This is a genomic window from Pseudomonas sp. 01L34, assembly GCF_056400265.1.
On sequence record NZ_JBFTSX010000006.1, the window covers coordinates 192,309 to 219,038 of the forward strand.

Sequence of the window (26,730 nt, forward strand, 5' to 3'; positions counted from 1 at the left end):
CACCGAACCTCGTAGCTTACGCAAAACACTGTGGGAGGTGCGGCAAGTCAGCGGTAGACGCCATCCTTGCCATGAGCAGCCGTCGCACGATTGCCGCGCACGCTGATCATCAATTTGATGTCGATCCAGTCAATTCCCTGTGCCTTGAGCTTGGGCAACTCACGCTCCAGCACCGCCAGAGTCTGCGGATACGGATGCCCGATCATCACCGCCGAACCCTGCTTGCGCGCCAGGCTGATCGCCGTCTGTAGCTGCGTGAAGATCGCCGTTTCGGTGGGCTCGTCATCCAGAAACACATCCCGCGAAACACTTGCCAAGCCAATCTTCTGCGCCTCGGCGGCGGCCACGGTTTGCGCACTGGTGCGGCTGTCGACGAAGAATTTGTGCCGACGCTGCAAGTCCGCCATCAGCCAGGCCATGGCCGGTTGCTGAGCGGTCATGCGGCTACCCATGTGGTTATTGATGCCGGCGGTATAGGGCACCATGTTGAATGCGGCGTTCAGGCGCTTTTCAAGTTCTTCGATGGGCAACTCGGGATGCCAGGCGAATGGTCCGGTGGCCGGGTCCATGGGCATATGCAGAATGACAGTCTTGCCGGCGCGATGGGCTTCGCGGGCGAATTCGGTGGCGTGGGGTGTATCGGGCATGATTGCCGTGGTGACCGGGCCGGGCAGGGCCAGCACGCGGCGATCCCGGGGCAGGTTCTGCCCCAGGTCATCGATGATCAGGCTCAGATAAGCCTTGTGAGGTGTGGTCGCTGTCGTGGCAGGTGCTGCGTGAGCAACTCCCGCCAGACTGCACAGCAGACCGAGTAGTAACCGCAGGCGCATCTCAGTGGCCGCGGGTGATGCTCAGCCCTTTGAGCAGGCTCAGGGCCTGGGCCAACTGGTAATCGTCATCCTGCGGCATGGCCTTGGCTTTGCCGCCCGAACCGCTCGGTTTGTCGGCGCCGCCGTTGCCATTGCCCAAGTGACCTTGCAGATCGGCTTCCTTGAAGTAATCGCCGTCCTGCTCGTTGGTGATCTTGGCCTTGCGCACTTCGATGTCCGGGACGATGCCCTGAGCCTGAATCGAGCGGCCGTTCGGCGTGTAATACAGCGCCGTGGTGATTTTCAGTGCGCGATCGTTGTTCAGCGGCAACACGGTCTGGACCGAGCCTTTGCCGAAACTGGTGGTGCCCATGACCACCGCACGTTTCTGATCCTGCAGGGCGCCGGCGACAATTTCCGAGGCCGAGGCGCTGCCGCCGTTGATCAGCACGACCATTGGCACGGCTTCGCTTTCGTCCTTGCCGGTGGCGGAGAAGCGCAGTTCAGAGTTGGCGATGCGGCCCTTGGTGTAGACGATCAGGCCCTTGGTGATGAAGTGGTCGACCACTTCCACCGCCGATTGCAGCACGCCGCCCGGGTTGTTACGCAGGTCGAGGACGATGCCGCTGAGTTTCTTGCCGTTGTCCTTGCGCAGCTTGGCCAAGGCCTTGGAGACCTCTTCGCCGGTCTTGACCTGGAATTGGGTGATGCGGATGTAGCCGTAGCCGGATTCCAGCAGCTGGCTCTTGACGCTTTTCACCTGGATGGTGGCGCGGACCAGGGTCACGTCGAACGGAGTGCCGCCGTCGCGGACCAGGGTCAGGGTGATCTTCTGGCCGATCTTGCCGCGCATCTTGTCCACGGCTTCGGTCATGCTTTGGCCGCGAGTCGGCTGGCCGTTGATCTTGACGATGAAGTCGCCGGCCTGGATGCCAGCCTTGGAGGCCGGGGTGTCATCGATAGGCGAAACCACTTTGATGAAACCGTCTTCCGCGCCGACTTCGATGCCCAGGCCGCCGAATTCGCCGCTGGTGCTTTCCTGCAATTCAGTGAAGTCTTCCGGGCCCAGGTAGGCGGAGTGCGGGTCGAGGTTGCTGAGCATGCCTTTGATGGCGTTTTCCAGCAGGGTCTTGTCGTCAACCGGTTCTACATAGGCTGCCTTGATCCGGTCCATGACTTCGGCAAAGGTGCGCAACTCGTCCAGCGGCAATGGCGCCTTGGTGGTCGCAGCAGTGCCGGCAGGCGCGACCGCCGGGGCCGGTTGAGCGGCAAACGCCAGAGGCGCGCCGATCACCAGGGCGATCGTCAGGGCCAGCGAGGTAAGGCGGGACAAATGCAGCATGTCGAACGAACTCCTAATGTAGGTGACTCAACGCCTATCCTTGCGCGCGGCACCATTGCGCCGGATCACTCGGGTGACCCTGCTGACGAATAGCGAAATACAGTGCTGGTGTGTCCTGCCCGCCACTGTTACCGACAGTGGAGATGGATTCACCGGCTTTTACCACGTCACCCGCAGACTTGAGCAGCGTCTGGTTGTGACCGTAAAGACTCAAAAAACCGTTGCCGTGGTCGAGAATCACCAGCAGCCCGGCCCCACGCAGCCAGTCGGCAAACACCACGCGACCGCCGTGCACGGCATGCACCTGGCTGCCGGCGGAGGCGCTGATCATCACGCCGTCCCATTTGGTTCGGGCATCGTCGCCACGGGTTTCACCGAAGCGCGCCAGCAGTCGACCATCAACCGGCCATGGAAGTTTGCCGCGGGTGGAAGCAAAGGGGCCGCCAAAGGTCTCGCCTGAACTTGAAACCAGGGCGCCGGGCGTCGATTTGACGGGTTTGCGTGGGGCATCGGTGGCGTCTGCTGCTGCCTGAGCCTCACGTAACCGCTTTTTTTCGGCTTCCTGCTGGGCGATCAGCGCTTTTTGCCGCGCTTCTTCTGCCTCACGGGCCTGGCGGGCCAGGGTTTCTTCAATGGTTTTAAGGACTTTAGACAGGTCTGCCTGATCCTGCTCGCGGGCGGCCAGTTTCTGGTCTCGAGCTTTCACGTCGTCGTTGAGCTTGGCCAGGACTTGCTGGCGCTCCTTGCGGACCTTGTCGAGTTCGTCGCGCTGGCTGTCGAGGCTGCTTTTCTGCACCAGCAATTGCGCTTGCTGCATCGAGATGTCTTTTTCGACATTGGCCAGTTGGCGCAGGGTTTCGTTGAAATTCTTCAGCTGCTCCAGGCGGGCCTGGCTCAGGTAGTCGTAATAGGTGAGGGTGCGGGCGAATTTTTCCGGGTTCTGCTGGTTGAGCAGCAGTTTCAGGTACTCCTGGCGGCCATTCTGATAGGCCGCGCGGGCCTGGATGGCGATCAGTCGTTGCTGGTCAATGCGCGCGCTCTGGAGTTTTTTTTTCTCGGCATCGAGTCGCTGGAGCTCGGATTCGCTTTTCTTCAGCTCTTTTTGCAGCGCATCGACCTGCTTCTCGAGCTTGCCCATCTCGGTTTCGGTGCCTTTGAGGTCTTTCTGCACCCCGGATTTTTCTTCCTGCAGCTTGCCCAGCAGCTTTTTCAGTTCGGCAATGTCCTGACGCGTGGCGTCCAACTGTTGTTGGGTTTGCGTGCGCTCGTCGGCAAAGGCCGGTTGGAGCAGGCATGTCAGAGCGAGGGCTATCAGGACGCGAAGCATAGAGGCGGGCGACACCAGGGAAAGGGACGGCCTAGTATGCCCGCCCCACGCTGCAAAAAAAACGCCCAATTGGGACTGTGTGATAACTGGACTGAAAACCAATGTGGGAGCGAGCCTGTGTGGCGAGGGGGCTTGCCCCCGTTGGATCGCGAAGCGGCCCCAAAATCTGCAATCGCGGTGTACCAGGTACACCGCATGCAATGGTTTTACGACTGCTGCGCAGCCGAACGGGGGCAAGCCCCCTCACCACACAAGCCCGCTCCCACAGGGTTGTGTGGTGTTTGAACGGCGGATTACACCAGAATCGAAGTCCCGGTCATTTCCACAGGCTTCTCAAGCCCCAGCAACTTCAGCATGGTCGGCGCCACGTCGGCCAGCACGCCGCCTTCGCGAACCTTCAAGTCACGCTTGCCGACATAGATGAACGGCACCGGCTCGGTGGTGTGGGCGGTGTGGGCCTGGCCGGTGGAGGCGTCGGACATTTGCTCGACATTGCCATGGTCGGCGGTAATCAGGGCTTCGCCGCCGACTTTTTCCAGTGCCGTGACGATACGGCCGACGCAGGTGTCCAGGCATTCCACAGCTTTCACCGCCGCCTCGAATACACCGCTGTGGCCGACCATGTCGCCGTTGGCGTAGTTGACCACGATCACGTCGTAACGCTGGTTTTCAATGGCATCGACGATGCGGTCGGTGACTTCCGGGGCACTCATCTCGGGCTGCAAGTCATAGGTGGCGACTTTCGGCGACGGGATCAGGATGCGTTCTTCGCCCGGGAACGGTTCTTCGCGACCGCCGGAGAAGAAGAAGGTCACGTGGGCATACTTCTCGGTTTCGGCGATGCGCAGCTGTGTCTTGCCGTTTTTCGCCAGGTAATCGCCCAGTACGTTTTCCAGGCTACCCGCAGCGAAAGCCGACGGCGCGGGGATGCTGGCGGCGTATTGGGTCAGCATGACGAAACCGGCCAGTTTTGGCTGGCGAGCACGTTCGAATTCCTTGAAATCGTCTTCGACGAACACGCGGGTCAGTTCGCGGGCACGGTCGGCGCGGAAGTTCATGAAGACCACGGCGTCGCCATCTTCGACCTTCACCGGCTCACCGATGCTGGTGGCTTTGACGAATTCGTCGCTCTCGCCACGTTCGTACGCGGCCTGCAGGCCTTCCTGGGCGGTGGCGGCATTGAATTCGCTGGCGCCATCGACGATCAGGTTGTAGGCCTGGGACACGCGATCCCAACGGTTGTCACGGTCCATGGCGTAATAACGGCCAATGATGCTGGCGATCCGGCCTTTGCCGAGGGCTTCGAAGGTTGCATCCAGCAATTCGATCGACGACTGGGCGCTTTTCGGCGGCGTGTCGCGGCCGTCGAGGAAGGCGTGCAGGTAGATTTTTTCGGCGCCGCGCTTGAAGGCCAGCTCAGCCATGGCGATCAGGTGGTCCTGGTGGCTGTGAACGCCGCCATCGGACAGCAGACCCATGAAGTGCACGGCTTTGCCGGCAGCGACGGCTTTATCCACCGCGGCGCAGATGGTCGGGTTCTCGAAGAACTCGCCGTCGCGGATCGCTTTGGTCACGCGAGTGAAGTCCTGATACACCACCCGGCCGGCGCCGAGGTTCATGTGGCCGACTTCGGAGTTGCCCATCTGGCCGTCCGGCAAGCCGACGTCCATGCCGCTGCCCGAGATCAGGCCGTTCGGCACGGTGGCCCACAGACGGTCCAGTACGGGCTTCTTCGCCGCATAGATGGCGTTGGATTCAGGGCTCTCACTGTGACCGAAGCCGTCGAGAATAATCAGGACCAAAGGTTTAGGCGTGGTAGTCATGGATTCCACTCGTGGCTGAATTAAAAGAGGGCGATGGAAAAGGGAGTGGCAGTTTAAAGCGAAGTTCCGGCCACGTCACCGCCGGACGGGGTTTGGCCCACCATAGTGGCTGTGTATACTGGCCGACATTTTAACGCCCTGGAACCTCCTTCGATGGTTGATCACCTGATTCAATTCGCCACCAACCACTACATTCTCGTGGGTATCTTCGTTGTACTGGCGGCCCTGCTATTGGCCTATCAGATGCAAGGCGGTGGCCGCAGCCTGAGCACCGGTGAACTGACCGGGCTGGTCAACAAGGACGCAGGCGTGGTGGTCGACATTCGTCCGACCAAGGATTTCGCCGCCGGTCACATCGTTGGCGCGTTGAATATTCCTCAGGACAAACTGGCCACTCGCATCGGCGAACTGGAAAAGCACAAGGCCAAGACCATTATCCTGGTCGACGCCATGGGCCAGACCGCCGGTACTCATGCCCGTGAACTGGTGAAAGCCGGTTTCACCGCTGCCAAGCTGTCTGGCGGTATTTCCAGCTGGAAAGCCGATAATCTGCCGCTGGTGAAGTGATATGAACAACGTCGTCGTCTATTCCAGCGATTACTGCCCTTATTGCTCGCGAGCCAAGTACCTGCTCGAGAACAAAGGCGTGGCCTTCGAAGAGATCAAGGTCGATGGCAAGCCGCAGGTGCGTGCCGCGATGGCTCAGAAGGCCGGGCGAACGTCCGTGCCGCAGATCTGGATCGGCAACACCCACGTTGGCGGCTGTGATGATTTGTTTGCCCTGGAGCGCGCCGGCAAGCTCGACGCCATGCTCAAGGCCTGACTGCGTTACTTAGAAATAGCTAACCCTATAAGACCCGAGATCAGAAAGGATCTGAGATGACTGACCAACAGAACACTGCAGCTAGCGAAGAAGAAAACGCACCGCAATTCTCCTTGCAGCGCATCTACGTACGTGACTTGTCCTTCGAAGCCCCGAAAAGCCCGGCAATCTTCCGCCAGCAGTGGGAGCCGAGCGTCGGTCTGGATCTGAACACCCGTCAGAAGGCGCTGGAAGGCGACTTCCACGAAGTCGTGCTGACCCTGTCGGTCACCGTGAAAAACGGTGAAGAAGTGGCGTTCATCGCTGAAGTGCAACAAGCCGGGATCTTCCTGATCAAGAACCTGGACGCGGCTTCGATGAGCCACACCCTGGGCGCGTTCTGCCCGAACATCCTGTTCCCGTACGCTCGCGAAACCCTGGACAGCCTGGTGACCCGCGGTTCGTTCCCGGCCCTGATGCTGGCCCCGGTGAACTTCGACGCGCTGTACGCACAAGAGCTGCAACGCATGCAGGCGGCTGGCGAGACTCCGACCGTCCAGTAAAAAGAAGCTTTGTTTGCTCCATGAAAAAAGCGCCTTCAAAGGCGCTTTTTTCATGGAGCAAACGAAACCCGTAGTCGGATCGTGAGGTTACTTGAACCCGAGCTGACGCCAGGCCTCGTACACTGCGATGGCCACGGTGTTGGACAGGTTCAGGCTGCGACAGCCTTCGCGCATGGGCAGGCGCAGGCGTTGTTCGCCGGGCAGGGCGTCGAGCACTTCGGCTGGCAAGCCGCGGCTTTCCGGGCCGAACAGGAAGGCATCGCCCTCGGCGAAGCTGGCATCATGGAACGGTCGCGAACCCTTGGTGGTAAAGGCGAACAGCCGAGGGTGGCCGAGGCTTTCCAGACAGCTGGCGAGGTCTGCGTGGCGTTGCAGGGTGGCATACTCATGGTAATCGAGGCCCGCCCGGCGCAGGCGCTTGTCGTCCATCTCGAAGCCCAGCGGTTCGATCAAATGCAGGTGGCAGCCACTGTTGGCGCACAGCCTGATAACGTTGCCGGTATTCGGCGGAATTTCTGGTTGGAAAAGGATGACGTGAAACATGCACGGCTCCGAAGGTAAAGATGAGCAGCATTCTACGCCGCAAGCCGATCCCCGTTCGAAACTATTCCTGCGGGTGATGGGTTCACTGGCGATTGTCGGGGTGATGGTGGGCCTGATGATCGGTCGTCTGACTGCGCCCGACCCCAGCGTTTTGCAGCAGGTCGAGGTGACCAATGATGGACTGGTGGTTTGGTTCAACAACGAGCCCAAAACCCACGGCGAGTTGGTCGACGGCAGTGTCGCGCTGTTGTTCGAGGCTGAAGGCCGTGCACAGAAAGGTCAGCTCAAGCTCAACGGCAAGGACGTGAACTGGCGAACGCGATTGAGTGATGGGGGATTGTTGCTGACGGTGGTGGCGGCCCGGCCCCTGCAGGGCGACTGGGCCGGTAGCAAGGTCGATGACCGCTGGCGGCTGGAGATCCATCTCCGAGAGCAATAAAAGAGGGAATCCCCGGCCTGCCTGTACCAAGGTTCCCGAAACGGGAGGGCTCGCGCATTGCATCGTGAGCCCGGTGTAAAGAGGGAATCCCCGGCCTGCCTGTACCAAGGTTCCCGAAACGGGAGGGCTCGCGCWTTGYATCGTGAGCCCGGTGTAAAGAGGGAATCCCCGGCCTGCCTGTACCAAGGACCCCAAAACGGGTGGGCTCGTCGCTGTTGCGGTGTGAGCCCGGTGTAAAGAGGGGAATCCCCGGCCTGCCTGTACCAAGGTCCCCGAAACTGGGTAGTGAATCGAATCACTGATTGGACTATTGCAGGGGGCGTGCCAGTTTTTAATATGTTGAAACGAAAAGTCGCTGAGTAGTGCTGAAAGCCCCGTATTCCGGGGCTTTTGTGTTTTTTCGGTATGGTTTTTTCTGCAGATGAGCACGGGATTTGGGACGGGTTGTTGTGCGCGATTGCGGTTCACGGTGCATTGCTGCGGTGCACGGTGGCCCCAAAAGCATCGCGGGCAAGCCCGCTCCCACAAGGTTCAAAGGTGTTCACGCGACGGTGAAACCATCGAAATTCCTGTGGGAGCGGACTTGCCCGCGATTGGATCCGGTACTCAGTGAGGAGCTGGCGGCTAGTTAACCCTCATCCCCCTCATCATCATCCCCGCCGTCTACCTTCATCCCCAATTCCTTGATCTTGCGCGTCAAGGTATTACGTCCCCAGCCCAGCAGTACGGCGGCGTCGCGGCGGCGGCCGGCGGTGTGTTTGAGGGCGGTTTCGATCATGATCCGCTCGAAGGCCGGTACGGCGCTGTCGAGCAGGCTCGATTGGCCACGTGCCAAAGCCTGGTCGGCCCACTGGCGCAGCGCCTGCTCCCAATTGGTTACCGGTGCTGAATCCTGCGGCAGGCTCAGCAGCTCCGGCGGCAGGTCGCTGATGTGCACCTCGCGACCTGAAGCCATTACGGTGATCCAGCGGCAGGTGTTCTCCAGCTGACGCACGTTGCCTGGCCATGGCAGGTTTTTCAGGTATTCCTCGGTTTCGCTTTTCAGCAGTTTCGGTTCCACCGCCAGTTCTTGCGCGGCGCGGCTGAGGAAGTGCTTGGCCAGGGTCGGGATGTCTTCGCGACGGTCCGACAGCCGTGGAATGTGGATGCGGATTACGTTGAGGCGGTGGAACAAGTCCTCACGGAATTTTCCGGCATGCACCAGGGTTTCCAGATTCTGGTGAGTCGCGGCGATGATGCGTACATCGACCTTCACCGGCACATGACCGCCGACGCGGTAAAACTCGCCGTCCGCCAGTACCCGCAGCAAACGAGTCTGGGTGTCAGCCGGCATGTCGCCGATTTCATCGAGGAACAGCGTGCCGCCGTCGGCCTGTTCGAAGCGCCCGCGACGCAGGTTGGCTGCGCCGGTGAACGCGCCTTTTTCGTGGCCGAACAGTTCGGACTCCATCAGATCCTTGGGGATCGCCGCCATGTTCAGCGCAATGAATGGCGAGGCCGCCCGTGGGCTGTGACGGTGCAGGGCGTGGGCCACCAGCTCTTTACCGGTGCCGGATTCGCCGTTGATCAGCACGGTGATGTTGGAGTGACTCAAGCGCCCGATGGCGCGAAACACTTCCTGCATCGCCGGCGCTTCGCCGATGATTTCCGGGGTGCGGGTCAGCGTCGGGACGACTTCCAGGCCTTGCTGTTCCTGTGCGTGTTGATTGGCGCGCTTGACCAGCGACACGGCTTCGTCGACATCGAACGGCTTGGGCAAGTATTCGAACGCGCCGCCCTGATAGGACGCGACAGCGCTGTCCAGGTCGGAGTGGGCAGTCATGATGATGACTGGCAGCCGTGGGTGTTGTTCACGAATCCGCGCCAGAAGGTCCAGGCCGCTGGCACCCGGCATGCGAATGTCGGAGATGATCACGTCCGGCTGCTGGCGCGCCAGGCGGCTCATCACGCCATCGGCGCTGTCGAAGCTTTGCGTGGTCATGCCTTCCTGTTGCAAGGCTTTTTCCAGGACCCAACGGATAGAACGGTCGTCATCGACGATCCACACGGTTTCACTACGGCTCATGTCGATGTGGCTCCTTGTTCCAGTGGCAGAAAGATCGAGAACGTGGTGTGGCCTGGATGGCTGTCACATTCGATCAAGCCCTGGTGCTGGCTGATGATGTTCTGGGTAATGGCCAGGCCCAGCCCGGTACCGTCCGGGCGGCCGCTGACCATGGGGAAGAAGATGGTTTCCTGCAGCTCGGCGGGGATCCCCGGGCCGTTGTCGATGATCTCGATCTTGGTCACCAGGCGATGGCGCACGTGGCCGATGGTGAACTGGCGCATGGCGCGGGTACGCAAGCTGATGCGGCCAAGGCGCAGCTCGTTCTGGCTGCTGATGGCCTGCATCGCGTTGCGCACGATGTTCAGCACGGCTTGAATCATCTGTTCGCGATCAATCAAGACATCTGGAATGCTTGGGTCGTAGTCGCGCACCAAAGTGATGCAGCCCTGACTTTCGGCCTCCACCAACTGACACACACGCTCCAGCACTTCGTGGACGTTGCACATGGCCAGCGACGGTAGCTTGTTGGAGCCGAGCATGCGATCCACCAGATTGCGCAGGCGATCGGCCTCTTCAATGATGACGTTGGTGTAATCGCGCAGGCTTTCTTCCGGCAACTCACGGGCGAGCAACTGAGCCGCGCCACGAATGCCGCCAAGAGGGTTCTTGATCTCGTGGGCGAGGCCACGCACCAGCATTTTGCTGGTTTCCTGCTTCGACAGTTGCGCCTCTTCCTTGGTGATCCGCAAGAGGCGGTCGCGAGGATGAACCTCCAGCAGCAGCATCGTGTCGCCATTGCTCAGGATTGGCGTCACGGCGTAGTCGACGGTCAAGGTCTGGCCGGTGAGGGCGGTGAGCATCGCTTCGCGCTTGGTGAACGGGTGTGCCTGCTCGACTGCCTGGCGCAGGGAGTTCAGCGCTTCGGTGGACTCGGTGAACAACTCACTGATGAACTGCCCATGGCTACGCTGGCCGCTGATGGCCAGGAGCATTTCCGCCGCCGGGTTCATGTACTCGAGGCGCAGTTCGGCGTCGAGCAGGATGGTGGCGGTGGTCAGGTTGTCGAGTAGCAAGCGGTGTAGTGCGTCGCTAATGGTCATCAGGACCTCTTTTGGAGCAGGGCATGCGCATGAATAACGCGCCGGTATGAGGAAAATGCAAAAACCAAACCAAGGCTCCGAAAAGAAGCGTTTAGAGCCTGAAACGGGCGTTTTACGCTCGTTTGCATGGCGTTCTGCCAGTTTTTTCGAGTACTTTCGAACCAAAATGGGCTGAGATGTGGGTATGGTGCAGATGTTTGCACCAATATAGTGCGCAAACCTGAACGAGGTTAGAAGAAGGGCAAGAAGGCGCTTTTTTCTTCTTCAGGCTTGTCTTTAAGGGGGCATTCCGGCCGTTGGCCGTAGTCGGTGAGGGTGCAGGGTTTGACCTGGCGTTTCTGCGCCAGGGAAATGCGCAGCATATGGAACGGTTGATTGGCCGTGCGTTCGACGGTGCGGCCCTGTTCGTCGAGGATTTCCACCGACAGGTTGTGACTGCCGCGGTCGATATTGCTCAGGGCGAACACCGGGCTGGGGCCGGGCTCGGCGGTGGGCTGGCCGTCCAGCAGCAAACGGTAACGATGACCCTGTTGCAGGCCGGGTTCGCTGGTAACGCTGACGATCAACTCACCGGCACTGCTACGGATCGTGGCATCCGGTTCCGGCACCAGCACCCGAAGCATGTCGTAATGAAACAATGGTTTGGCCGGGTTTGTTTTCGCGGCGGTCATGGGCGCTGCGCCACTCGGGTTGGCCGACATTCGATTGCTTGTCGCCAACGGCACACGTTTGGCATTGCGGGCGCCCGGCTGATCGGTGAAGACCCGATTACCCTGAGCGTCGATATATGTGAAGACCTCGGCCATCGCCGGCAGGCTGACCAGGCACGCGATCAACAGCCAGGCCCTCAAGGTTTATGCACCCGTTGCACGGTGAGCGTCACGGTGGGGCTCTGTTGCACGACGTTTTGCCCGTCGATCACCTGAACCGCAAGGTTATGTTCGCCACGGTCGATGTTCACTAGTTGCAGGGTCGGCACGTTGCTCGGCTGGCCGTAGGGTTGACCGTCCAGTAACAGCCTCAATCGATGAGTGCCTTGCAGGCGTGGATTGATCAATACGCTGACGGTGAACGTGCCGTCGTTGGCGCGCAAGGCTTCTTCGGTGGGCAGGCCGCTCAGCTCCAGCACCTGATAGGCGCTGTGCGGTTGGTCACGGCTACTGGCTTGCGGCGGTGCTACGGGTTCGCTGGGCGACTGACGCTCGACGCTGTTGAGCGGTGGCAATTCGACCGGCCGGGCTTTGACGCCGTCGGGCGGCTGATTGCTGTAGGCGGTGTTGCCATTGGCGTCGGTGTACTTATAGATCTGCGCAGCGGCGGGCAGGGCGATCAGTACGAGCAGGCATAACAACAATGAGCGCATTGCAGGCTTCCATTGGCCGTTGGGCAAGTGTCCGGCCCTGTTCCGTTCGTGGCGACTAAGCGCTGAGCATAGAGCACATCAGCGCATGTCGGCAGGCCGGCTCAGCGGCTGGCGCTGCACAACTCAGCGCTGGCGCGTACCTTGGCGAGCTCGCGCAGAGATACTTGGGTGCCGGTTTTATTGGCCTTGGCCAGCCAGGACGGGCACTGCGGGTCGTTGCGATAAGGGCTGAAATCGGCCAGTTGTTGCAGCAGGCGTTTTTGTAACTGATCAAGTTGCGGGCGGATCTGCCCGACGAGGTCGGGGCGAGGATCGTCGGGTGCCTTGCCTTGCGCATGCCAGTCAGACAAATGCGCGTATTGCACCAGTTTGTTGGCCTCGATCTGCGCCGAGAAGAACTGTTCGACGGCTTCGTTGCTCAATTTATAAGCAGGTGCCAGGGCAACGGCGCCGGCAATCACATCACGCTCGCGCTGACGGTCCTCGACGGGTTTACCGCTGTCCCATTTGCTCAACGCGACTTGATCGGCAATCGCCAGGCGCTCCTCGATGGTGCCAAGCAGTGGGGCGAGGGCGGCAGGTGCCGGGCTGGCGAAAGCGCTGTTGGCCAGCAGGGCAGTGAGCAAGGCAAGGGATGAGCGTAGGCGCATGGAGGATCTCGACTTTATCGGGTGAAGGCCATGATGCACGCAACCGGGCATTCGATGACAGACGTTCGCCCACAAAAAAGGCCTCCCGAAGGAGGCCTCTCTTTTGTCACGCTGCGTAGTGCAGCGCTACCGGATCAGCAGCTGTAGTACAGCTCATATTCCAGTGGGTGTACGAAGGTACGAACCTTGATTTCTTCTTCGCTTTTCAGAGCGATGTAAGCGTCGATGAAGTCGTCGCTGAAAACGCCGCCTTTGGTCAGGAACGCACGACCTTTGTCCAGCTCTTCCAGGGCTTCTTTCAGGCTGCCGCAAACTTGTGGGATCTCTTTCGCCTCTTCAGGCGGCAGGTCGTACAGGTTTTTGTCAGCTGCATCGCCAGGGTGGATCTTGTTCTGGATGCCGTCCAGGCCAGCCATCAACAGTGCAGCGAAGCCCAGGTACGGGTTAGCTGCCGGATCCGGGAAGCGGGCTTCGATACGGCGAGCGCGAGGGCTGGACACGTAAGGAATACGGATCGAAGCGGAACGGTTGCGGGCCGAGTAGGCCAGCATCACTGGAGCTTCGAAGCCTGGGACCAGACGCTTGTAGGAGTTGGTCGACGGGTTGGTGAAGCCGTTCAGAGCCTTACCGTGCTTGATGATACCGCCGATGAAGTACAGAGCGGTGTCGGACAGGCCGGCATAGCCTTCGCCAGCGAAGGTGTTCTTGCCATCTTTGGCGATGGACAGGTGAACGTGCATACCCGAACCGTTGTCGCCGTACAGCGGCTTAGGCATGAAGGTCGCGGTGCGGCCGTATGCGTCAGCTACGTTGTGTACGCAGTATTTCAGGGTCTGAACTTCGTCAGCCTTGGCAACCAGGGTGTTGAACTTCACGCCGATTTCGTTCTGACCGGCAGTCGCCACTTCGTGGTGGTGAACTTCGATGGTCAGGCCCATTTCTTCCATGGCGTTGCACATGGAGGTACGGATTTCGTGGTCGTGGTCGAACGGCGGAACCGGGAAGTAGCCGCCTTTGACGCCTGGACGGTGGCCTTTGTTGCCGCCTTCCACGTCCTGGTCGGACATCCACGAACCTTGTTCGGAGTAGATTTTGAACATCGAGCCGGAGATGTCGGACTTGAACTTCACTTCGTCGAAGATGAAGAACTCAGGCTCTGGACCCACAAATACGGTGTCGCCGATACCGGTCGACTTCAGGTATTCCTCGGCACGCTTGGCGATCGCCCGTGGGTCACGGTCGTAGCCTTGCATGGTCGAAGGCTCGATCACGTCGCAAACCAGGATCAGGGTCGGCTCTTCGGTGAACGGGTCGAGAACGGCAGTGGTGTCGTCCGGCATCAGGATCATGTCGGAAGCTTCGATGCCTTTCCAGCCAGCGATGGAGGAACCGTCGAACATTTTGCCTTCTTCGAAGAAAGCTTCATCCAGCGCATCGCGAGCCGGCATGGTCACGTGGTGCTGAGTGCCTTTGGTGTCCGTGAAGCGCAGATCAATCCACTTGACGTCATGATCTTTGATGAGTTGAACCGACTTCGACATAGTGTCCTCCGGGTGGCTTAGGGCTAGTAATGGATGCCCTTAAATGTGGGTGATGCCGGCGCGAATACTCTGCCATGGCAACCTGCCTCACAAGGGAGCAAATTGCATGCCAGTGCCTCATCATGGGTTTTTTGCCCCAATATCACGCTTGCAAGGGGGCGGCGCACCATAAAGCGCAAAATATCGCCCTGTAATGTAGCGTCGATTTCCATAAATGACCTGTTTTGGTGCATGCAAAACCTTCTGCACATTAACTGGTTAAACCTTGAGCAATTTCCGCTATAATCCGCGCCCCCCTTTTTCGGCTGGCCCTGCGCGCGCTGTTTTCATGAAACTAATCGTAAAAGTCTTCCCCGAGATCACCATCAAGAGCCGCCCGGTACGGATGCGTTTCATCCGCCAGTTGGCCAAAAACATCCGTACCGTGCTCCGCGACCTGGACCCGGCCGTGGTGGTGAACGGTGTGTGGGACAATCTCGAGCTGGAAACCCGCGTCAGCGACCCCAAGGTCCTGAAAGAGATGGGCGAGCGCCTGACTTGCACGCCGGGCATCGCGCACTTTTTGCAGATCGACGAGTACCCGCTGGGCGACTTCGACGACATCGTCGAGAAGTGCAAGCAGCACTACGGCGATGCGCTGGCCGGGAAGATTTTCTCGGTGCGCTGCAAGCGCGCCGGCAAGCACCCATTCAGTTCGATAGACATCGAGAAATATGTCGGCAGCCAGTTGCGCCGTCAGTGTGGTGCCGCCGGAATCGACCTGAAAAAGCCCGAAATCGAAGTCCGTATCGAAGTTCGCGACCAACGGTTGTTCGTGATCCACAGCCAGCACAACGGCATCGGCGGTTATCCGCTCGGGGCCCTGGAACAGACGCTTGTACTGATGTCCGGCGGCTTCGATTCCACCGTTGCGGCCTACCAGATCATGCGCCGCGGGCTGATGAGCCACTTCTGCTTCTTCAACCTGGGCGGACGCGCCCACGAATTGGGCGTCATGGAAGTCGCGCACTTCATCTGGAAGAAGTACGGCAGCTCCCAACGCGTGTTATTTGTCAGTGTGCCGTTCGAGGAAGTTCTGGGAGAAATTCTCGGGAAAGTCGATAACAGTCATATGGGTGTAGTTTTGAAGCGTATGATGTTGCGCGCTGCTTCCCGAATTGCCGATCGACTGCACATCGAAGCGCTGGTCACGGGTGAGGCGATCTCCCAGGTGTCGAGCCAGACGTTGCCGAACCTGTCCGTGATCGACTGCGTAACCGACAAGCTGGTCTTGCGTCCACTGATCGCCAGTCACAAGCAGGACATCATCGACACGGCCAACGAGATCGGCACCGCCGATTTCGCCCGGCACATGCCGGAGTACTGCGGGGTCATCTCGGTCAATCCGAAGACGGCGGCCAAGCGCTACCGCGTGGAGCACGAAGAGAAAGAATTCGACATGGCAGTCCTTGAGCGCGCGCTCGAGAACGCCAAACTGGTGCCGATCGATCGGGTGATCGACGAATTGGGCCAGGACTTGCAGATTGAAGAAGTCAGCGAAGCGCTGGCGGGCCAGATCATCATCGATATCCGTCACCCGGATGCCGCCGAAGACGACCCGCTGGAGCTTCCTGGTATCGAGGTACAGACGATGCCGTTTTATGCACTGAACGCTCGTTTCAAGGAACTGGACCCTACTCGCCAGTACCTGCTGTATTGCGACAAAGGCGTGATGAGTCGCCTGCATGCCCACCATTTGCTCAGTGAGGGGCATGCCAATGTGCGCGTTTATCGACCGAGCTAAGTGCCCGGGGCTGTTTGCCTGTGGCCTGCGTCACCGGCCCCCCGATGCCACCGTCAAGTTGTAACGGCTTGTACGGACGCTACTGTTAATCGCTGCCAAGACTTGTCAGCACACCGAATCCTCTGATCGAGATACACAAGTGATCGAAAATCTACGCAACATCGCCATCATTGCCCACGTTGACCATGGTAAAACCACCCTGGTAGACAAACTCTTGCGTCAATCCGGCACCCTGGAGCGCAACGAGCTCAACGACGAGCGCGTGATGGACTCCAACGACCAGGAGAAAGAGCGCGGTATTACCATTCTGGCGAAAAACACCGCCATCAACTGGAACGGCTACCACATCAACATCGTGGACACCCCGGGCCACGCCGACTTCGGCGGCGAAGTTGAACGCGTAATGTCGATGGTCGACTCCGTTCTGCTGCTGGTTGACGCTCAAGACGGCCCTATGCCGCAAACCCGTTTCGTGACCAAGAAGGCGTTCGAAGCCGGCCTGCGTCCAATCGTGTGCATCAACAAGGTTGACCGTCCAGGCGCGCGTCCGGACTGGGTTCTGGACCAGATCTTCGACCTGTTCGACAACCTGGGTGCTACCGAAGAACAGCTGGACTTCAAAGTCGTCTACGCCTCGGCCCTGAACGGCATCGCCGGTCTGGACCACACCGACATGGCTGAAGACATGACCCCGTTGTACCAGTCGATCGTCGACAACGTACCGGCTCCTAAAGTTGACCGTGAAGGCCCGTTCCAGATGCAAATCTCGGCACTGGACTACAACAGCTTCCTGGGTGTTATCGGTGTTGGCCGTATCGCTCGTGGTAGCGTCAAGCCGAACACTCCAGTCGTGGCCATTGGCGCCGACGGCAAGAAGCGTAACGGTCGTATCCTGAAGCTGATGGGTCACCACGGCCTGCACCGTATCGACGTTGAAGAAGCGTTTGCCGGTGACATCGTGTGCGTGAGCGGTATGGACTCGCTGTTCATCTCCGACACCCTGTGCCAGCCGGACAACGTCGAGGCGATGAAGCCTCTGACCGTTGACGAGCCAACCGTTTCCATGACCTTCCAGGTAAACGACTCGCCTTTCTGCGGTAAAGAAGGCAAGTTCGTGACTTCCCGTAACATCAAGGAACGTCTGGATAAAGAGCTGCTGTACAACGTTGCACTGCGCGTTGAAGAAGGCGACTCGGCTGACAAGTTCAAGGTTTCCGGCCGTGGTGAGCTGCACCTCTCGGTACTGATCGAAACCATGCGTCGCGAAGGCTTCGAAATGGGCGTTGGTCGTCCGGAAGTGATCATCCGTCAAGTTGACGGCGTGAAGCAGGAACCGTTCGAAAACGTAACCATCGACACCCCTGAAGAATCCCAGGGCAAGGTCATGGAAGAGATGGGCCTGCGTAAAGGCGACCTGACCAACATGGTGCCGGATGGCAAAGGCCGTGTTCGTCTGGAGTACAACATCCCTGCTCGCGGTCTGATCGGTTTCCGTAACCAGTTCCTGACCCTGACCAACGGTGCTGGCATCCTGACCTCGATCTTCGATCGCTACGACACCATGAAGTCCGGCGACATGTCCGGTCGTCAGAACGGTGTTCTGGTATCGGTAGAAACCGGCAAGGCGCTGACCTACTCCCTGGAAACCCTGCAGGCGCGTGGCAAGCTGTTCGTTGAGCACGGTCAAGAGATCTACAACGGTCAGATCGTTGGTCTGAACAGCCGTGACAACGACATGGGCGTCAACCCAACCAAAGGCAAGAAGCTCGACAACATGCGTGCTTCGGGTAAAGACGAAACCATCGCCCTGGTTCCACCTGTTCGCTTCACTCTGGAACAGGCCCTGGAATTCATCCAGGATGACGAGCTGTGCGAAGTGACACCTAAGTCGATCCGCCTGCGTAAGAAGATCCTGGACGAAGGCGAGCGTACCCGCGCTGCCAAGAAAGCCAAGAACTGAGTTAACTCAGGCTGAATGAAAACGCCCCCGGTCGAAAGGCCGGGGGCGTTTTTGTTTGTCTGGCTGTAGCAGCTGCCGAGCCTGCGAGGCTGCGTTCGACAGCTGCTACGGGGATCGAGGCGGCTTTAAAACTTTTCGAGGGTGCGGCTGGAGCTGCTGGTCTCGCGCACCACTTCTTTAGGCTTGTACGCGCAATACCCTGGCCGCGGTCCGATCTTCGGGTGGTTGCGGCAGGTGTCCGGGCGCTTATCATAAATAGTGCACAAACGGCTTTTACGATCCAGGTACAGGCAATCGTTGTTGCTCATGCGCTGGAGGGTGAAGATCTCGGACTTCTGGTTGTAGCGCTCGACAATCCCTTCCTTCTGCAAGCGCTTGGCGATGTTCTTGGGTGGATCGCCCAGTTCGAATTCGTCGACGATGCCGATACGGATCAGATCCTTGATCTTGACCTCGACCGGCAGCGTGCAGCAGCTGGACATGCACGAGCCGCACATTGGGGCAGAGTACTTGGCCCAGGTATCGAGGCGATCGATTTCCGCGGCGGCGATCAGGTTGGGCTTCATCATCGGTTGTTACCAGCGTGTGCATCAGGGCGCGCGATCATACCGGGACTGGTGGATTTTTGAACAACCTTTCGCCAGATTTTTTTTGCTTGTCGCAAAATAGTCCTGTGTCCGGCACGGCCCCTGCATTGTTTCTGGCCCACGACAACGTAATGTCGATCTATCTCGTACTAACAGGAAAAACTGCCGAACCAGAGTCTCTACGGTCTGTCAGACCGACTAGGCTCAGACAACTTCACGCTCGCTCGAGGTCTTATCGATGACTCAAGAACCACTTGTTCGCGAAGCAGAGGTGGCCGCATTCCGCGACGCCGTCTTGACCAAGCTCACTTACGCGGTGGGTAAAGACCCGGATCACGCCTTCGACCATGACTGGTTCGAAGCCATTGCCCTGGCGGCGCGTGATCACATGGTCGAGCACTGGATGGACCACACCCGGCAGATCTACCGCAAAGGCCAGAAACGCGTTTATTACCTTTCCCTTGAATTTCTTATCGGTCGCTTGCTCTACGACAGCCTGAGCAACCTCGGCTTGCTCGATGTAGCCCGCGAGGCCATGACCGAGCTGGGGGTCGACATCGAACGCATCCGTCTGCTGGAGCCCGATGCGGCACTGGGCAACGGTGGCCTCGGGCGTCTGGCGGCATGCTTCATGGAAAGCATGTCGACCCTCGGCATCGCCGGCCATGGCTATGGCATTCGTTACGAACACGGTTTGTTCCGCCAGGCCATCGTCGACGGCTGGCAGCAGGAGCAGACCGAACACTGGCTGGACTTCGGCAACCCGTGGGAGTTCGAACGACCAGAGGTGGCCTACCCGATCGGTTTCGGCGGCAGTGTCGAAACCGTGACCGATGAAGCCGGCAAGTCCAGGCAAGTCTGGTCCCCGTCGGAAACCGTGCGGGCCATTGCCTACGACACCCCGGTGGTCGGTTGGCGTGGTGCAAGCGTCAACACCCTGCGGCTGTGGCGCGCCCGGGCCATGGAAGAATTGCATCTGGAGCGCTTCAACGCGGGCGACCACTTGGGCGCGGTCGCGGAAGTGGCCTGGGCAGAAAGTATCTCCCGCGTGCTTTACCCGGCTGACAGCAACGAGGCCGGCCAGGAGTTGCGCCTGCGCCAGGAATATTTCTTCGTCTCCGCGTCCTTGCAGGACTTGTTGCGTCGCCATCGCAACATGCACACCTCGGTGCTGACCCTGGGCGATCACGCTGCCATTCAACTCAACGACACTCACCCCTCGATCGCCGTTGCCGAACTGATGCGTCAGTTGGTCGACGTCTATGACGTGGCGTGGGATGCGGCCTGGCAGATCACGGTCGACACGCTGTCGTACACCAACCACACGCTGTTGCCGGAAGCGCTGGAAACCTGGCCGGTCAGTCTGATGGAGCGGATGCTGCCCCGGCACATGCAGATCATTTACTTGATCAACGCCCAGCACATCGACTCGTTGCGTGCCAAAGGTGTTCACGATTTCGACGTGCTGCGTGCGATTTCGCTGATCGAGGAAGACAACGGTCGCCGCGTGCGCATGGGTAACCTGGCATTCCTGGGTTCCCACAGCGTCAATGGCGTGTCCGGCCTGCACACGCAGCTGATGCGCAGCACGGTGTTCTCCGAGCTGCACAAGCTTTACCCGGACCGGATCAACAACAAGACCAATGGCATTACCTTCCGCCGCTGGCTCTATCAGGCCAACCCCGAACTCACCTCCATGCTGGTCGACGCCCTCGGCCCGAATCTGCTGGATAACCCCGAGGAGCGCTTGCTCGCGCTGGAGCCGTTTGCCGAGAAGACTGCATTTCGCAAGCAGTTCGCCGAACAGCGGCTGCACAACAAGAAAGCCCTGGCGTATCTGATTCATGAGCGGCTGGGGATCGCGGTCAATCCGGCGGCGATGTTCGATGTGCAGGTCAAGCGGATCCACGAATACAAGCGTCAGTTGCTTAACCTGATGCACACCGTCGCGCTGTATCAGGCGATTCGTGCCGAGCCGGAAACCGACTGGGTACCGCGGGTGAAAATCTTCGCCGGCAAGGCGGCGGCCAGTTATCACCAAGCCAAGCTGATCATCAAGCTGACCAACGACATTGCGCGGGTGGTCAACAACGACCCGACGGTGCGCGGCTTGCTCAAAGTGGTGTTCCTGCCCAACTACAACGTCAGCCTGGCCGAGAGCATCATTCCGGCGGCGGACTTGTCGGAGCAGATTTCCACTGCCGGCTTCGAAGCCTCGGGCACCAGTAACATGAAATTCGGCCTCAACGGCGCGCTGACCATCGGTACCCTGGACGGGGCCAACGTGGAAATGTGCGAGCGCATCGGTGCCGAGCACATGTTTATTTTTGGTCTCAGCGCCCAGCAAGTGGAAGCGCGCAAGCGTAACCATGAATTCAACGCCGCGCCGGACATCGCCGCCTCCCATCGGCTCAACGACGTGCTGCAAGCGATTCGCAGCGGGGTGTTCTCACCAGACGATCCGTCCCGTTATACCGCGCTGATCGATTCGCTGGTGGACTACGACCGCTTCCTGGTCTGCGCCGATTTCGACTCTTACTGGAACGCGCAGATGCGGGTCGAAGCTCACTGGCACGACTCGAAAGAGTGGTGGCGCTCGGCGGTATTGAACACCGCGCGGATGGGCTGGTTCTCGTCCGACCGGACCATTCGCGAGTACGCAACGGATATCTGGAAGGCTTTGGAGTAATTTTTAGCAACAAATGTGCGCAAGGCCCAACGTCCGTTGGGCCTGATCGATATACTAAGCGCCAACTTGACCCCAGTGTGGGGGCGGCGCACCGCCGCTCCCACACTGGACTCCGGGTGTCTGCTCACTAGACTGAGCCAGAGGCTGTATCGCACGGATCAGCCCCGCCACGGGGCCGCTTAGGGATATCGACCATGCAATGGATGTTAATGCTGATTGGGCTGCTGCTGGGCTGGATTCTTGACGAGTCGTTCAGCGAGGCGCTGTTGGGCGCTTTGCTCGGGCTGGGTCTCGGCCAGGCCATGCGTATCGGCCGCTTGAGCACTCAAACGGCCGAGCAGCGACGTTTACTCGATCAGGCTCAGGTTGCGCTGAATGCGGTCGAGCAGCGACTGGCGTTGCTGGAGGTGTCGGGTGCCAAGGCACCTGAACCAGGCGAACCGGTTGTCAGCGAACCCGCTGAGTCGCCTGAAATCATTCTTGAGCAAGCCCCTGTCGCACCCACGGAGCTGGTCTGGGAGCTACCCCCCGAATTCGAACCCATCACCGCGGCCGCTGCCGAAACCAGTCGTCCGTTGCCCGCCGATGTCTGGCAGCCCGAGCCGGTCGCCCGCGAACCGCAGCAACCGGCCGAGCCGCGCGGCCCGAACTTCATCGAGCGCGCCATCAGCGGCGCACGCAATTGGCTGTTCGGCGGCAATACCGTATTGCGGGTCGGCGTGGTGCTGTTGTTCCTCGGCCTGGCTTTCCTGTTGCGTTATGCCACCGAAGGCATGGTGGTGCCGATCGAGTTGCGCTACGCCGGTGTCGCGGCGGCGGCCTTGGGCCTGCTCGCCCTGGGCTGGTGGCTGAGACTGCGCAACAGCAACTACGCGCTGATGCTGCAAGGCACCGGGATCGCGGTGTTGTACCTGACGGTATTTGCCGCGATGCGTCTGCATCCGTTGCTTGATCCCAAGGCAGCATTGGGCCTGTTGGTGGTGGTGACGGTGTTCTCGGCGATTCTCGCCATTACCCAAAATGCTTTGGGCCTGGCCGCCGCTGCCGCGTTGGGCGGTTTCGCCGCGCCGATCCTGACCTCCACCGGCGCCGGCAATCACGTCGCGCTGTTCAGCTATTTCGCCCTGCTCAACGCCGGCATCCTCGCCATCGCGTGGTTCAAGGCCTGGCGGCTGCTCAACCTGATCGGGTTTGTCGGCACCTTCGGCATCGGCTTTGCCTGGGGCCTGCGCTCCTATAGACCGGAGCTGCTGTGGAGTACCGAGCCGTTCCTGATTCTGTTCTTCTTGATGTACCTGGCCATCGGTTTGTTGTTCACCCGGCGCAAGTTGCTGGAGATGAGCGACGCGCCCGAGGACGACAGCCGTGAAGCGCTGCTGCGCTGGTCGGCGCACAAGGGCGATTACGTCGACGGCATGATGCTGTTCGCGCCACCGTTGGTGGGCTTCGGTCTGCAGTTCGCGCTGGTGGAGCACTTTGAATTTGCCGCGGCCTTCAGCGCCTTGGCCTTGGGCATGATTTACATGGGGCTGGCCCGGTTGCTGATGGGGGGCCGGGCACTGTTGCTGGCCGAAACCTGTCTGGCGCTGGGGGTGATCTTCGCCAGTCTGGCGATCCCCCTGGGGCTGGACGCGCGTTGGACTGCCGCAGCCTGGGCGGTGGAAGGCGCGGGGATTTTCTGGCTCGGCCTGCGTCAACGACGGCCGCTGGCGCGGGCCTTTGCCTTGCTGCTGCAATTGGGCTCGGCGTTGGCCTTTATCAGCGAATTGCGCAGCGGCGAGAGCAGCCTGCTCGATGGTGCGCCGCTGGGGGCGTTGATGCTCGGCGTGGCGCTGCTGTTCAGCTTCTACCAATTACGCAAAGCGTTGCCTGAACAAGCGTTGCCGTGGGAACGCCAGGGGTTGCCGGTGCTGGCCTGCCTGGGCCTGACGTTCCTCTATCTGCTGGCGCCGCTGTTTTTCTTCACTCACGGCACGGCGATCAGTTGGGCGCTGGCCGGGTTGGCGACGCTGTTCGTCGGCCTGCGCCTGCAATCGCGGGCGTTCCTGTTCAGCGCGTTCGCTGTGCAACTGCTTGGCGGTGCGTTGTTCCTGGTGCGGCTGCGAGGGGCGAGCGGAGACTCGGCTGCGGTCTTCAGCGCCGGCTGGAGCGGTTTGCTCAGCGCATCCTTGATCGGGCTGGCACTGATCGCCGGCATGTTGTTGGCGGCCCGGGACGAAATGGTGCGCAGTGACGTGCGTTTGTTGCGTGGCTTGTCGGTGGTGCTATTGGCCGGTCTGGTGCTGATCAACCTGGCTGTGCTGTTCGTGTTGCCGTGGCAAACCGCGAGTGCGGTGTGGGCGGCCAGTGGTTTGTTCATCATCTGGCTGAGTCTGTACCTGAAGCAGCGTGTGAGTTTTGTCTTTGGTCTGCTGTTGCAGGTGATCGGCGGCGTAGCGTTCCTGTTCGCCGGGCCAGACCTGCTCGGGCCGCTGCTCAGCGAAGGGTTGCGACCGTTGGCGCATAGCGGGTTCTGGACACCGCTGGTGCTGGGACTGGCGGCATTTGTCGGGGCCTGGCGTTTGCAGCTAGGCAACCATGCTTCGGCTTTCGATGTGTTGAGCCTGCAGCGCTTGTCCGAAGTGTTGCTGGTGTGGGGCACGGGTTGGTGGGCACTGGCGTGGATCAGCGAAGTGCTGCGTTTTGCGCCTGTGAACCTGCAAGCGACGTTGTTGCTGGCGGTCGCGGCGGTGAGTGTGGCGCTGTGGGCGGTGCTGGCGCTGCGCCTGAAGTGGTCGTCGCTGGGTTTGCTCTGCACCTTGCTGATTCCCGCCGCCGGTCTGGTGTTGCTCGCGGCCTGGCATTCGCGTTATCACCCGGCCGCCAACTTCGGCTGGCTGGTTTGGGCCGCGGTGTTCGTCGTGCATTTCATCTCGTTGCAGCGTCTGGCGTCGATGCTGCCCGAAAAAGCCCAGAGCACCGCCCATGTACTCGGTTGCTGGCTATTGATCGGCGTGTTGGCCCTGGAGCTGCGTTATGGCTTGCTGCTGTTGTCGGAGCAGTACAACGCCTGGCGCTGGTTGGGCTGGGCGATTCTGCCGAGCCTGTATCTGGTGCTGATGGCCGCACCGCGCGCGTGGCCATGGCCAGTGTCGGCTTATCCCCGCGAGTACCGGGTCTATGCCGCCGCGCCGTTGGCGTTGTTGATGCTCGGCTGGTTCTGGCTGGCGAACATGGCCAGCGACGGCACCGCCGAGCCGTTGCCCTATGTGCCACTGATCAACCCGCTGGAGCTGGGCCTGTTGTTCGCCCTGTTCGGCGTTTATGTCTGGTCCCGCAACGCAGTCACGCAACTGGCGATCCGCAAGGATTACACCGATAACTCCACGCAGGTGATTGCCGGTGTTTCACTGTTCGCCTTCTTTACCGCGCTGGTGATGCGCGCGGCCCACCACTGGGGTGGCGTGCCGTTCGCGCTGGATCTGCTGCTTGAATCGATGCTGGTGCAGGCCGGCCTGTCCATCGTTTGGACGCTGATGGCCCTGAGTCTGATGATCGGTGGGCATCTGCGTCACCGCCGTGAAGTCTGGCTGATCGGCGCAGGGCTGATCGCGCTGGTGGTTGCCAAGCTGTTCTTCGTTGAATTGAGTAACCGCGGCGGGCTGGCGCGGATCGTGTCGTTTATCGGCGTTGGCGTGTTGCTGTTGGTGGTGGGCTATTTCGCCCCGCTGCCACCCAAGCGTGCCGAAGCCGTGCCGGGTGCTGAAAAACCGGCCCCTGAAACCGAAGGAGTGTCATCTTGAGTCAGAAGCTGAACCTGGGCTGGTGGGCTGCTGTTGTGCTGGGGGTGACACTGTCGGCTGGCGCGCAGGAAAAACCTGCGGATTTCGCCACGCAGGTGCCATTGTCTGTGAGCGGCGAGGGCCCGTGGTATCGCCTGGAATTGCCCTTGGGCGTGCAACTGAACGCGCGGCAAACCGATCTCAGCGATGTGCGTGTGTTCAACGCCGCCGGTGAGCCTCAGGCGTACGCTCTGGCCCGAGAGCCTGCGCAGACCCACGAAAACCGCACGCCGACCGACGTAAAGTGGTTCCCGTTGTACAACTCGGCGGATGCCAGCGAACGCACGCCGAGCGTACGGGTGCAATCGAACACCAACGGCACGTTGATCGAAGTGCAGCCGTCCAGCCAGTTGGAGGCGGGCGAAGAAGAGCTGCGCGGCTGGTTACTCGATGCCAGCGGCATCAAGGCGCCGTTGCAGCAATTAATCCTCGACTGGACCAGTGAACGCGACGGCTTCCAGCGTTTCAGCATCGAAGCCAGCAACGATTTGCAGCATTGGCAGTCGTGGGGTGAAGGGCAGGTGGCGCGTCTGACGTTTGCCGACGAACGGGTCGAGCAACATGAAGTCGGCCTGCCGGGGCAATCGGCGCGCTATCTGCGTTTGCTTTGGAATTCGCCTCAGTCGGCGCCAGTGCTGACCTCGGCGCAGCTGGAAAGCACTAACCCTCGCACCTTGCCGCTGCCGTTGGTCTGGTCGCAACCCTTGGCCGGCAGCAGCGTGAAGGCCGGTGAGTACATCTGGCAATTGCCGATGGGGTTGAACGTCCAGCGCTTGCAGGTCGAGCTGAATCAGCCCAACAGCCTGGCACCGGTAACGTTGTCGGGGCGCCGGGAGACCAGCCTGCCGTGGCAACCGCTGACCAACGGTTTGCTCTATCGCCTGACCCAGAATGGCCAGGATGTGGTGCAGAACGAATTGCAGTTGTCGGGCCAGACCGTGCAGCAATTGAAACTGACGGTGGATGAACGCGGCGGTGGCCTGGGTGCCGAAGCACCCACCGTGCGGTATGCCGTGCGCTCCACGCAATTGGTGTTCCTGGCGCGCGGTGCCGGGCCTTATACGCTGGCGCTGGGAAGTGCGACGGTGAAGGCTGCAAGCTTGCCATTGTCGACGCTGATTCCCGATTACAGCGCGGCGAAGCTGGCGACGCTGGGCAAGGCGACGGTGGACGGCGGGGCCGTGGTGACCCCGGCGGCGACAGCACCAACTGTGCTGGGCACGAACTGGAAAAAGATCGGGTTGTGGGCGGTGTTGCTGCTCAGTGTGCTGTTTCTGGGAGGGATGGCGTTCAGTTTGCTGCGCAAGCCTGCTGCTAAATCCTGAGGATGGCTGGCGCTGCGCGCCAGATCGCGGGCAAGCCGCTCCTGCAGGGGCGAGGCTTGCCCGCGAAGACGTCCTTCCTGCCACCAAAAATATCGAAACTGGCGCCCAATCGCGGCCCATTTCGAACTACGCTCAACCCCGCGCATGAACTCTATTGGGTGTATCACGTCTGATAGGAGGAAATGCGCCCCGACTCGCGTTAAACTGCGCGGGTTT

21 protein-coding genes are annotated in these 26,730 nt (G+C 60.3%); 9 read left to right on the plus strand and 12 right to left on the minus strand.

What is annotated here, in order from left to right; genetic code table 11:
• Nucleotides 1-47: 47 nt before the first annotated feature.
• The 4 genes from AC1DQM_RS19935 to gpmI form a co-directional block, all read right to left on the minus strand.
• The gene (locus AC1DQM_RS19935; RefSeq protein WP_018929209.1) at nt 48-830 is read right to left on the minus strand and encodes a divergent polysaccharide deacetylase family protein; all 783 of its coding nucleotides are present in this window, start codon (nt 828-830) and stop codon (nt 48-50) included.
• A gap of 1 nt (nt 831) precedes the next feature.
• On the minus strand, nt 832-2,151 hold the full coding sequence (locus tag AC1DQM_RS19940; protein ID WP_018929208.1) for a S41 family peptidase: 1,320 nt from the start codon (nt 2,149-2,151) through the stop codon (nt 832-834).
• 34 nt (nt 2,152-2,185) lie between these two features.
• Entirely contained in the window at nt 2,186-3,478 is a 1,293-nt protein-coding gene (locus AC1DQM_RS19945; RefSeq protein WP_018929207.1) for a murein hydrolase activator EnvC family protein, read from the minus strand.
• Nucleotides 3,479-3,771: 293 nt separating this feature from the next.
• Nucleotides 3,772-5,301, minus strand: coding sequence for a 2,3-bisphosphoglycerate-independent phosphoglycerate mutase (gene gpmI, locus AC1DQM_RS19950; protein ID WP_258612974.1), 1,530 nt, complete (start codon nt 5,299-5,301; stop codon nt 3,772-3,774).
• Nucleotides 5,302-5,454: 153 nt separating this feature from the next.
• Here gpmI and AC1DQM_RS19955 point away from each other — a divergent pair, with 153 nt between their 5' ends.
• The 3 genes from AC1DQM_RS19955 to secB are packed head-to-tail and all read left to right on the plus strand — an operon-like array spanning nt 5,455 to nt 6,666.
• Nucleotides 5,455-5,868 carry a rhodanese-like domain-containing protein gene (locus AC1DQM_RS19955; RefSeq protein WP_477746733.1) on the plus strand — a complete coding sequence of 138 codons (414 nt, stop codon included), beginning with the start codon at nt 5,455-5,457 and terminating at the stop codon, nt 5,866-5,868.
• A 1-nt stretch (nt 5,869) separates the two neighbouring features.
• Entirely contained in the window at nt 5,870-6,124 is a 255-nt protein-coding gene (gene grxC / locus AC1DQM_RS19960; RefSeq protein WP_018929204.1) for a glutaredoxin 3, read from the plus strand.
• A 56-nt stretch (nt 6,125-6,180) separates the two neighbouring features.
• Nucleotides 6,181-6,666 carry a protein-export chaperone SecB gene (gene secB / locus AC1DQM_RS19965; RefSeq protein ID WP_007939439.1) on the plus strand — a complete coding sequence of 162 codons (486 nt, stop codon included), beginning with the start codon at nt 6,181-6,183 and terminating at the stop codon, nt 6,664-6,666.
• An 87-nt stretch (nt 6,667-6,753) separates the two neighbouring features.
• Here the strand turns inward: secB and trmL are convergent, their stop codons facing one another.
• Complete coding sequence (gene trmL / locus AC1DQM_RS19970) at nt 6,754-7,209, minus strand: tRNA (uridine(34)/cytosine(34)/5-carboxymethylaminomethyluridine(34)-2'-O)-methyltransferase TrmL (RefSeq protein ID WP_007939438.1); 456 nt, start codon at nt 7,207-7,209, stop codon at nt 6,754-6,756.
• Between trmL and AC1DQM_RS19975 the strand changes: the two genes are divergently transcribed.
• The gene (locus tag AC1DQM_RS19975; RefSeq protein ID WP_018929203.1) at nt 7,208-7,648 is read left to right on the plus strand and encodes a hypothetical protein; all 441 of its coding nucleotides are present in this window, start codon (nt 7,208-7,210) and stop codon (nt 7,646-7,648) included. The genes trmL and AC1DQM_RS19975 overlap by 2 nt on opposite strands.
• A 628-nt stretch (nt 7,649-8,276) precedes the next feature.
• Here AC1DQM_RS19975 and ntrC read toward each other — a convergent pair.
• The 6 genes from ntrC to glnA form a co-directional block, all read right to left on the minus strand.
• Nucleotides 8,277-9,713, minus strand: a complete 1,437-nt coding sequence (gene ntrC, locus AC1DQM_RS19980; protein WP_018929202.1) for a nitrogen regulation protein NR(I) — start codon at nt 9,711-9,713, stop codon at nt 8,277-8,279.
• Nucleotides 9,710-10,795, minus strand: coding sequence for a nitrogen regulation protein NR(II) (gene glnL, locus AC1DQM_RS19985; protein WP_018929201.1), 1,086 nt, complete (start codon nt 10,793-10,795; stop codon nt 9,710-9,712). Before glnL ends, ntrC begins: the two co-directional genes overlap by 4 nt.
• A 230-nt stretch (nt 10,796-11,025) precedes the next feature.
• A complete protein-coding gene (locus tag AC1DQM_RS19990) occupies nt 11,026-11,646 on the minus strand; it encodes a DUF4124 domain-containing protein (protein WP_019020933.1) in 621 nt (206 codons plus the stop codon).
• Nucleotides 11,643-12,158 carry a DUF4124 domain-containing protein gene (locus AC1DQM_RS19995; RefSeq protein WP_064615885.1) on the minus strand — a complete coding sequence of 172 codons (516 nt, stop codon included), beginning with the start codon at nt 12,156-12,158 and terminating at the stop codon, nt 11,643-11,645. Before AC1DQM_RS19995 ends, AC1DQM_RS19990 begins: the two co-directional genes overlap by 4 nt.
• A 101-nt stretch (nt 12,159-12,259) precedes the next feature.
• Nucleotides 12,260-12,808 carry a chorismate mutase gene (locus AC1DQM_RS20000; RefSeq protein WP_477746734.1) on the minus strand — a complete coding sequence of 183 codons (549 nt, stop codon included), beginning with the start codon at nt 12,806-12,808 and terminating at the stop codon, nt 12,260-12,262.
• A 134-nt stretch (nt 12,809-12,942) separates the two neighbouring features.
• A complete protein-coding gene (gene glnA / locus AC1DQM_RS20005; protein ID WP_018929197.1) occupies nt 12,943-14,349 on the minus strand; it encodes a glutamate--ammonia ligase in 1,407 nt (468 codons plus the stop codon).
• Between the two features lie 328 nt (nt 14,350-14,677).
• Between glnA and thiI the strand changes: the two genes are divergently transcribed.
• Nucleotides 14,678-16,132: a tRNA uracil 4-sulfurtransferase ThiI gene (gene thiI / locus AC1DQM_RS20010; protein ID WP_026286654.1), complete on the plus strand. Its 1,455-nt coding sequence runs from the start codon at nt 14,678-14,680 to the stop codon at nt 16,130-16,132.
• 139 nt (nt 16,133-16,271) lie between these two features.
• On the plus strand, nt 16,272-18,092 hold the full coding sequence (typA, locus tag AC1DQM_RS20015) for a translational GTPase TypA (protein WP_008028025.1): 1,821 nt from the start codon (nt 16,272-16,274) through the stop codon (nt 18,090-18,092).
• A 125-nt stretch (nt 18,093-18,217) separates the two neighbouring features.
• On the opposite strand, the gene AC1DQM_RS20020 is transcribed toward typA, so the two are convergent.
• Nucleotides 18,218-18,658 carry a YkgJ family cysteine cluster protein gene (locus AC1DQM_RS20020; RefSeq protein ID WP_026286653.1) on the minus strand — a complete coding sequence of 147 codons (441 nt, stop codon included), beginning with the start codon at nt 18,656-18,658 and terminating at the stop codon, nt 18,218-18,220.
• Between the two features lie 259 nt (nt 18,659-18,917).
• Between AC1DQM_RS20020 and AC1DQM_RS20025 the strand changes: the two genes are divergently transcribed.
• The 3 genes from AC1DQM_RS20025 (at nt 18,918) to AC1DQM_RS20035 (ending at nt 26,514) form a co-directional block, all read left to right on the plus strand.
• Nucleotides 18,918-21,368 carry a glycogen/starch/alpha-glucan phosphorylase gene (locus AC1DQM_RS20025; protein ID WP_064615887.1) on the plus strand — a complete coding sequence of 817 codons (2,451 nt, stop codon included), beginning with the start codon at nt 18,918-18,920 and terminating at the stop codon, nt 21,366-21,368.
• Nucleotides 21,369-21,562: 194 nt separating this feature from the next.
• Entirely contained in the window at nt 21,563-25,150 is a 3,588-nt protein-coding gene (locus AC1DQM_RS20030) for a DUF2339 domain-containing protein (protein ID WP_477746735.1), read from the plus strand.
• Nucleotides 25,147-26,514 carry a DUF3999 domain-containing protein gene (locus AC1DQM_RS20035; protein ID WP_477746736.1) on the plus strand — a complete coding sequence of 456 codons (1,368 nt, stop codon included), beginning with the start codon at nt 25,147-25,149 and terminating at the stop codon, nt 26,512-26,514. Before AC1DQM_RS20030 ends, AC1DQM_RS20035 begins: the two co-directional genes overlap by 4 nt.
• The last annotated feature ends 216 nt before the right edge of the window (nt 26,515-26,730 follow it).

What these genes read in the sequence shown, in the direction of transcription:
- grxC (WP_018929204.1), top strand. Translation starts at nt 5,870, where the DNA reads ATGAACAACGTCGTCGTCTATTCCAGCGATTACTGCCCTTATTGCTCG.
- ntrC (WP_018929202.1), bottom strand. Translation starts at nt 9,713, where the DNA reads ATGAGCCGTAGTGAAACCGTGTGGATCGTCGATGACGACCGTTCTATC.
- secB (WP_007939439.1), top strand. Translation starts at nt 6,181, where the DNA reads ATGACTGACCAACAGAACACTGCAGCTAGCGAAGAAGAAAACGCACCG.
- AC1DQM_RS19935 (WP_018929209.1), bottom strand. Translation starts at nt 830, where the DNA reads ATGCGCCTGCGGTTACTACTCGGTCTGCTGTGCAGTCTGGCGGGAGTT.
- gpmI (WP_258612974.1), bottom strand. Translation starts at nt 5,301, where the DNA reads ATGACTACCACGCCTAAACCTTTGGTCCTGATTATTCTCGACGGCTTC.
- glnA (WP_018929197.1), bottom strand. Translation starts at nt 14,349, where the DNA reads ATGTCGAAGTCGGTTCAACTCATCAAAGATCATGACGTCAAGTGGATT.
- thiI (WP_026286654.1), top strand. Translation starts at nt 14,678, where the DNA reads ATGAAACTAATCGTAAAAGTCTTCCCCGAGATCACCATCAAGAGCCGC.
- AC1DQM_RS19955 (WP_477746733.1), top strand. Translation starts at nt 5,455, where the DNA reads ATGGTTGATCACCTGATTCAATTCGCCACCAACCACTACATTCTCGTG.
- AC1DQM_RS20000 (WP_477746734.1), bottom strand. Translation starts at nt 12,808, where the DNA reads ATGCGCCTACGCTCATCCCTTGCCTTGCTCACTGCCCTGCTGGCCAAC.
- AC1DQM_RS20030 (WP_477746735.1), top strand. Translation starts at nt 21,563, where the DNA reads ATGCAATGGATGTTAATGCTGATTGGGCTGCTGCTGGGCTGGATTCTT.
- trmL (WP_007939438.1), bottom strand. Translation starts at nt 7,209, where the DNA reads ATGTTTCACGTCATCCTTTTCCAACCAGAAATTCCGCCGAATACCGGC.
- AC1DQM_RS20025 (WP_064615887.1), top strand. Translation starts at nt 18,918, where the DNA reads ATGACTCAAGAACCACTTGTTCGCGAAGCAGAGGTGGCCGCATTCCGC.
- AC1DQM_RS19975 (WP_018929203.1), top strand. Translation starts at nt 7,208, where the DNA reads ATGCACGGCTCCGAAGGTAAAGATGAGCAGCATTCTACGCCGCAAGCC.
- AC1DQM_RS20020 (WP_026286653.1), bottom strand. Translation starts at nt 18,658, where the DNA reads ATGAAGCCCAACCTGATCGCCGCCGCGGAAATCGATCGCCTCGATACC.
- AC1DQM_RS19940 (WP_018929208.1), bottom strand. Translation starts at nt 2,151, where the DNA reads ATGCTGCATTTGTCCCGCCTTACCTCGCTGGCCCTGACGATCGCCCTG.
- AC1DQM_RS19995 (WP_064615885.1), bottom strand. Translation starts at nt 12,158, where the DNA reads ATGCGCTCATTGTTGTTATGCCTGCTCGTACTGATCGCCCTGCCCGCC.
- AC1DQM_RS19945 (WP_018929207.1), bottom strand. Translation starts at nt 3,478, where the DNA reads ATGCTTCGCGTCCTGATAGCCCTCGCTCTGACATGCCTGCTCCAACCG.
- glnL (WP_018929201.1), bottom strand. Translation starts at nt 10,795, where the DNA reads ATGACCATTAGCGACGCACTACACCGCTTGCTACTCGACAACCTGACC.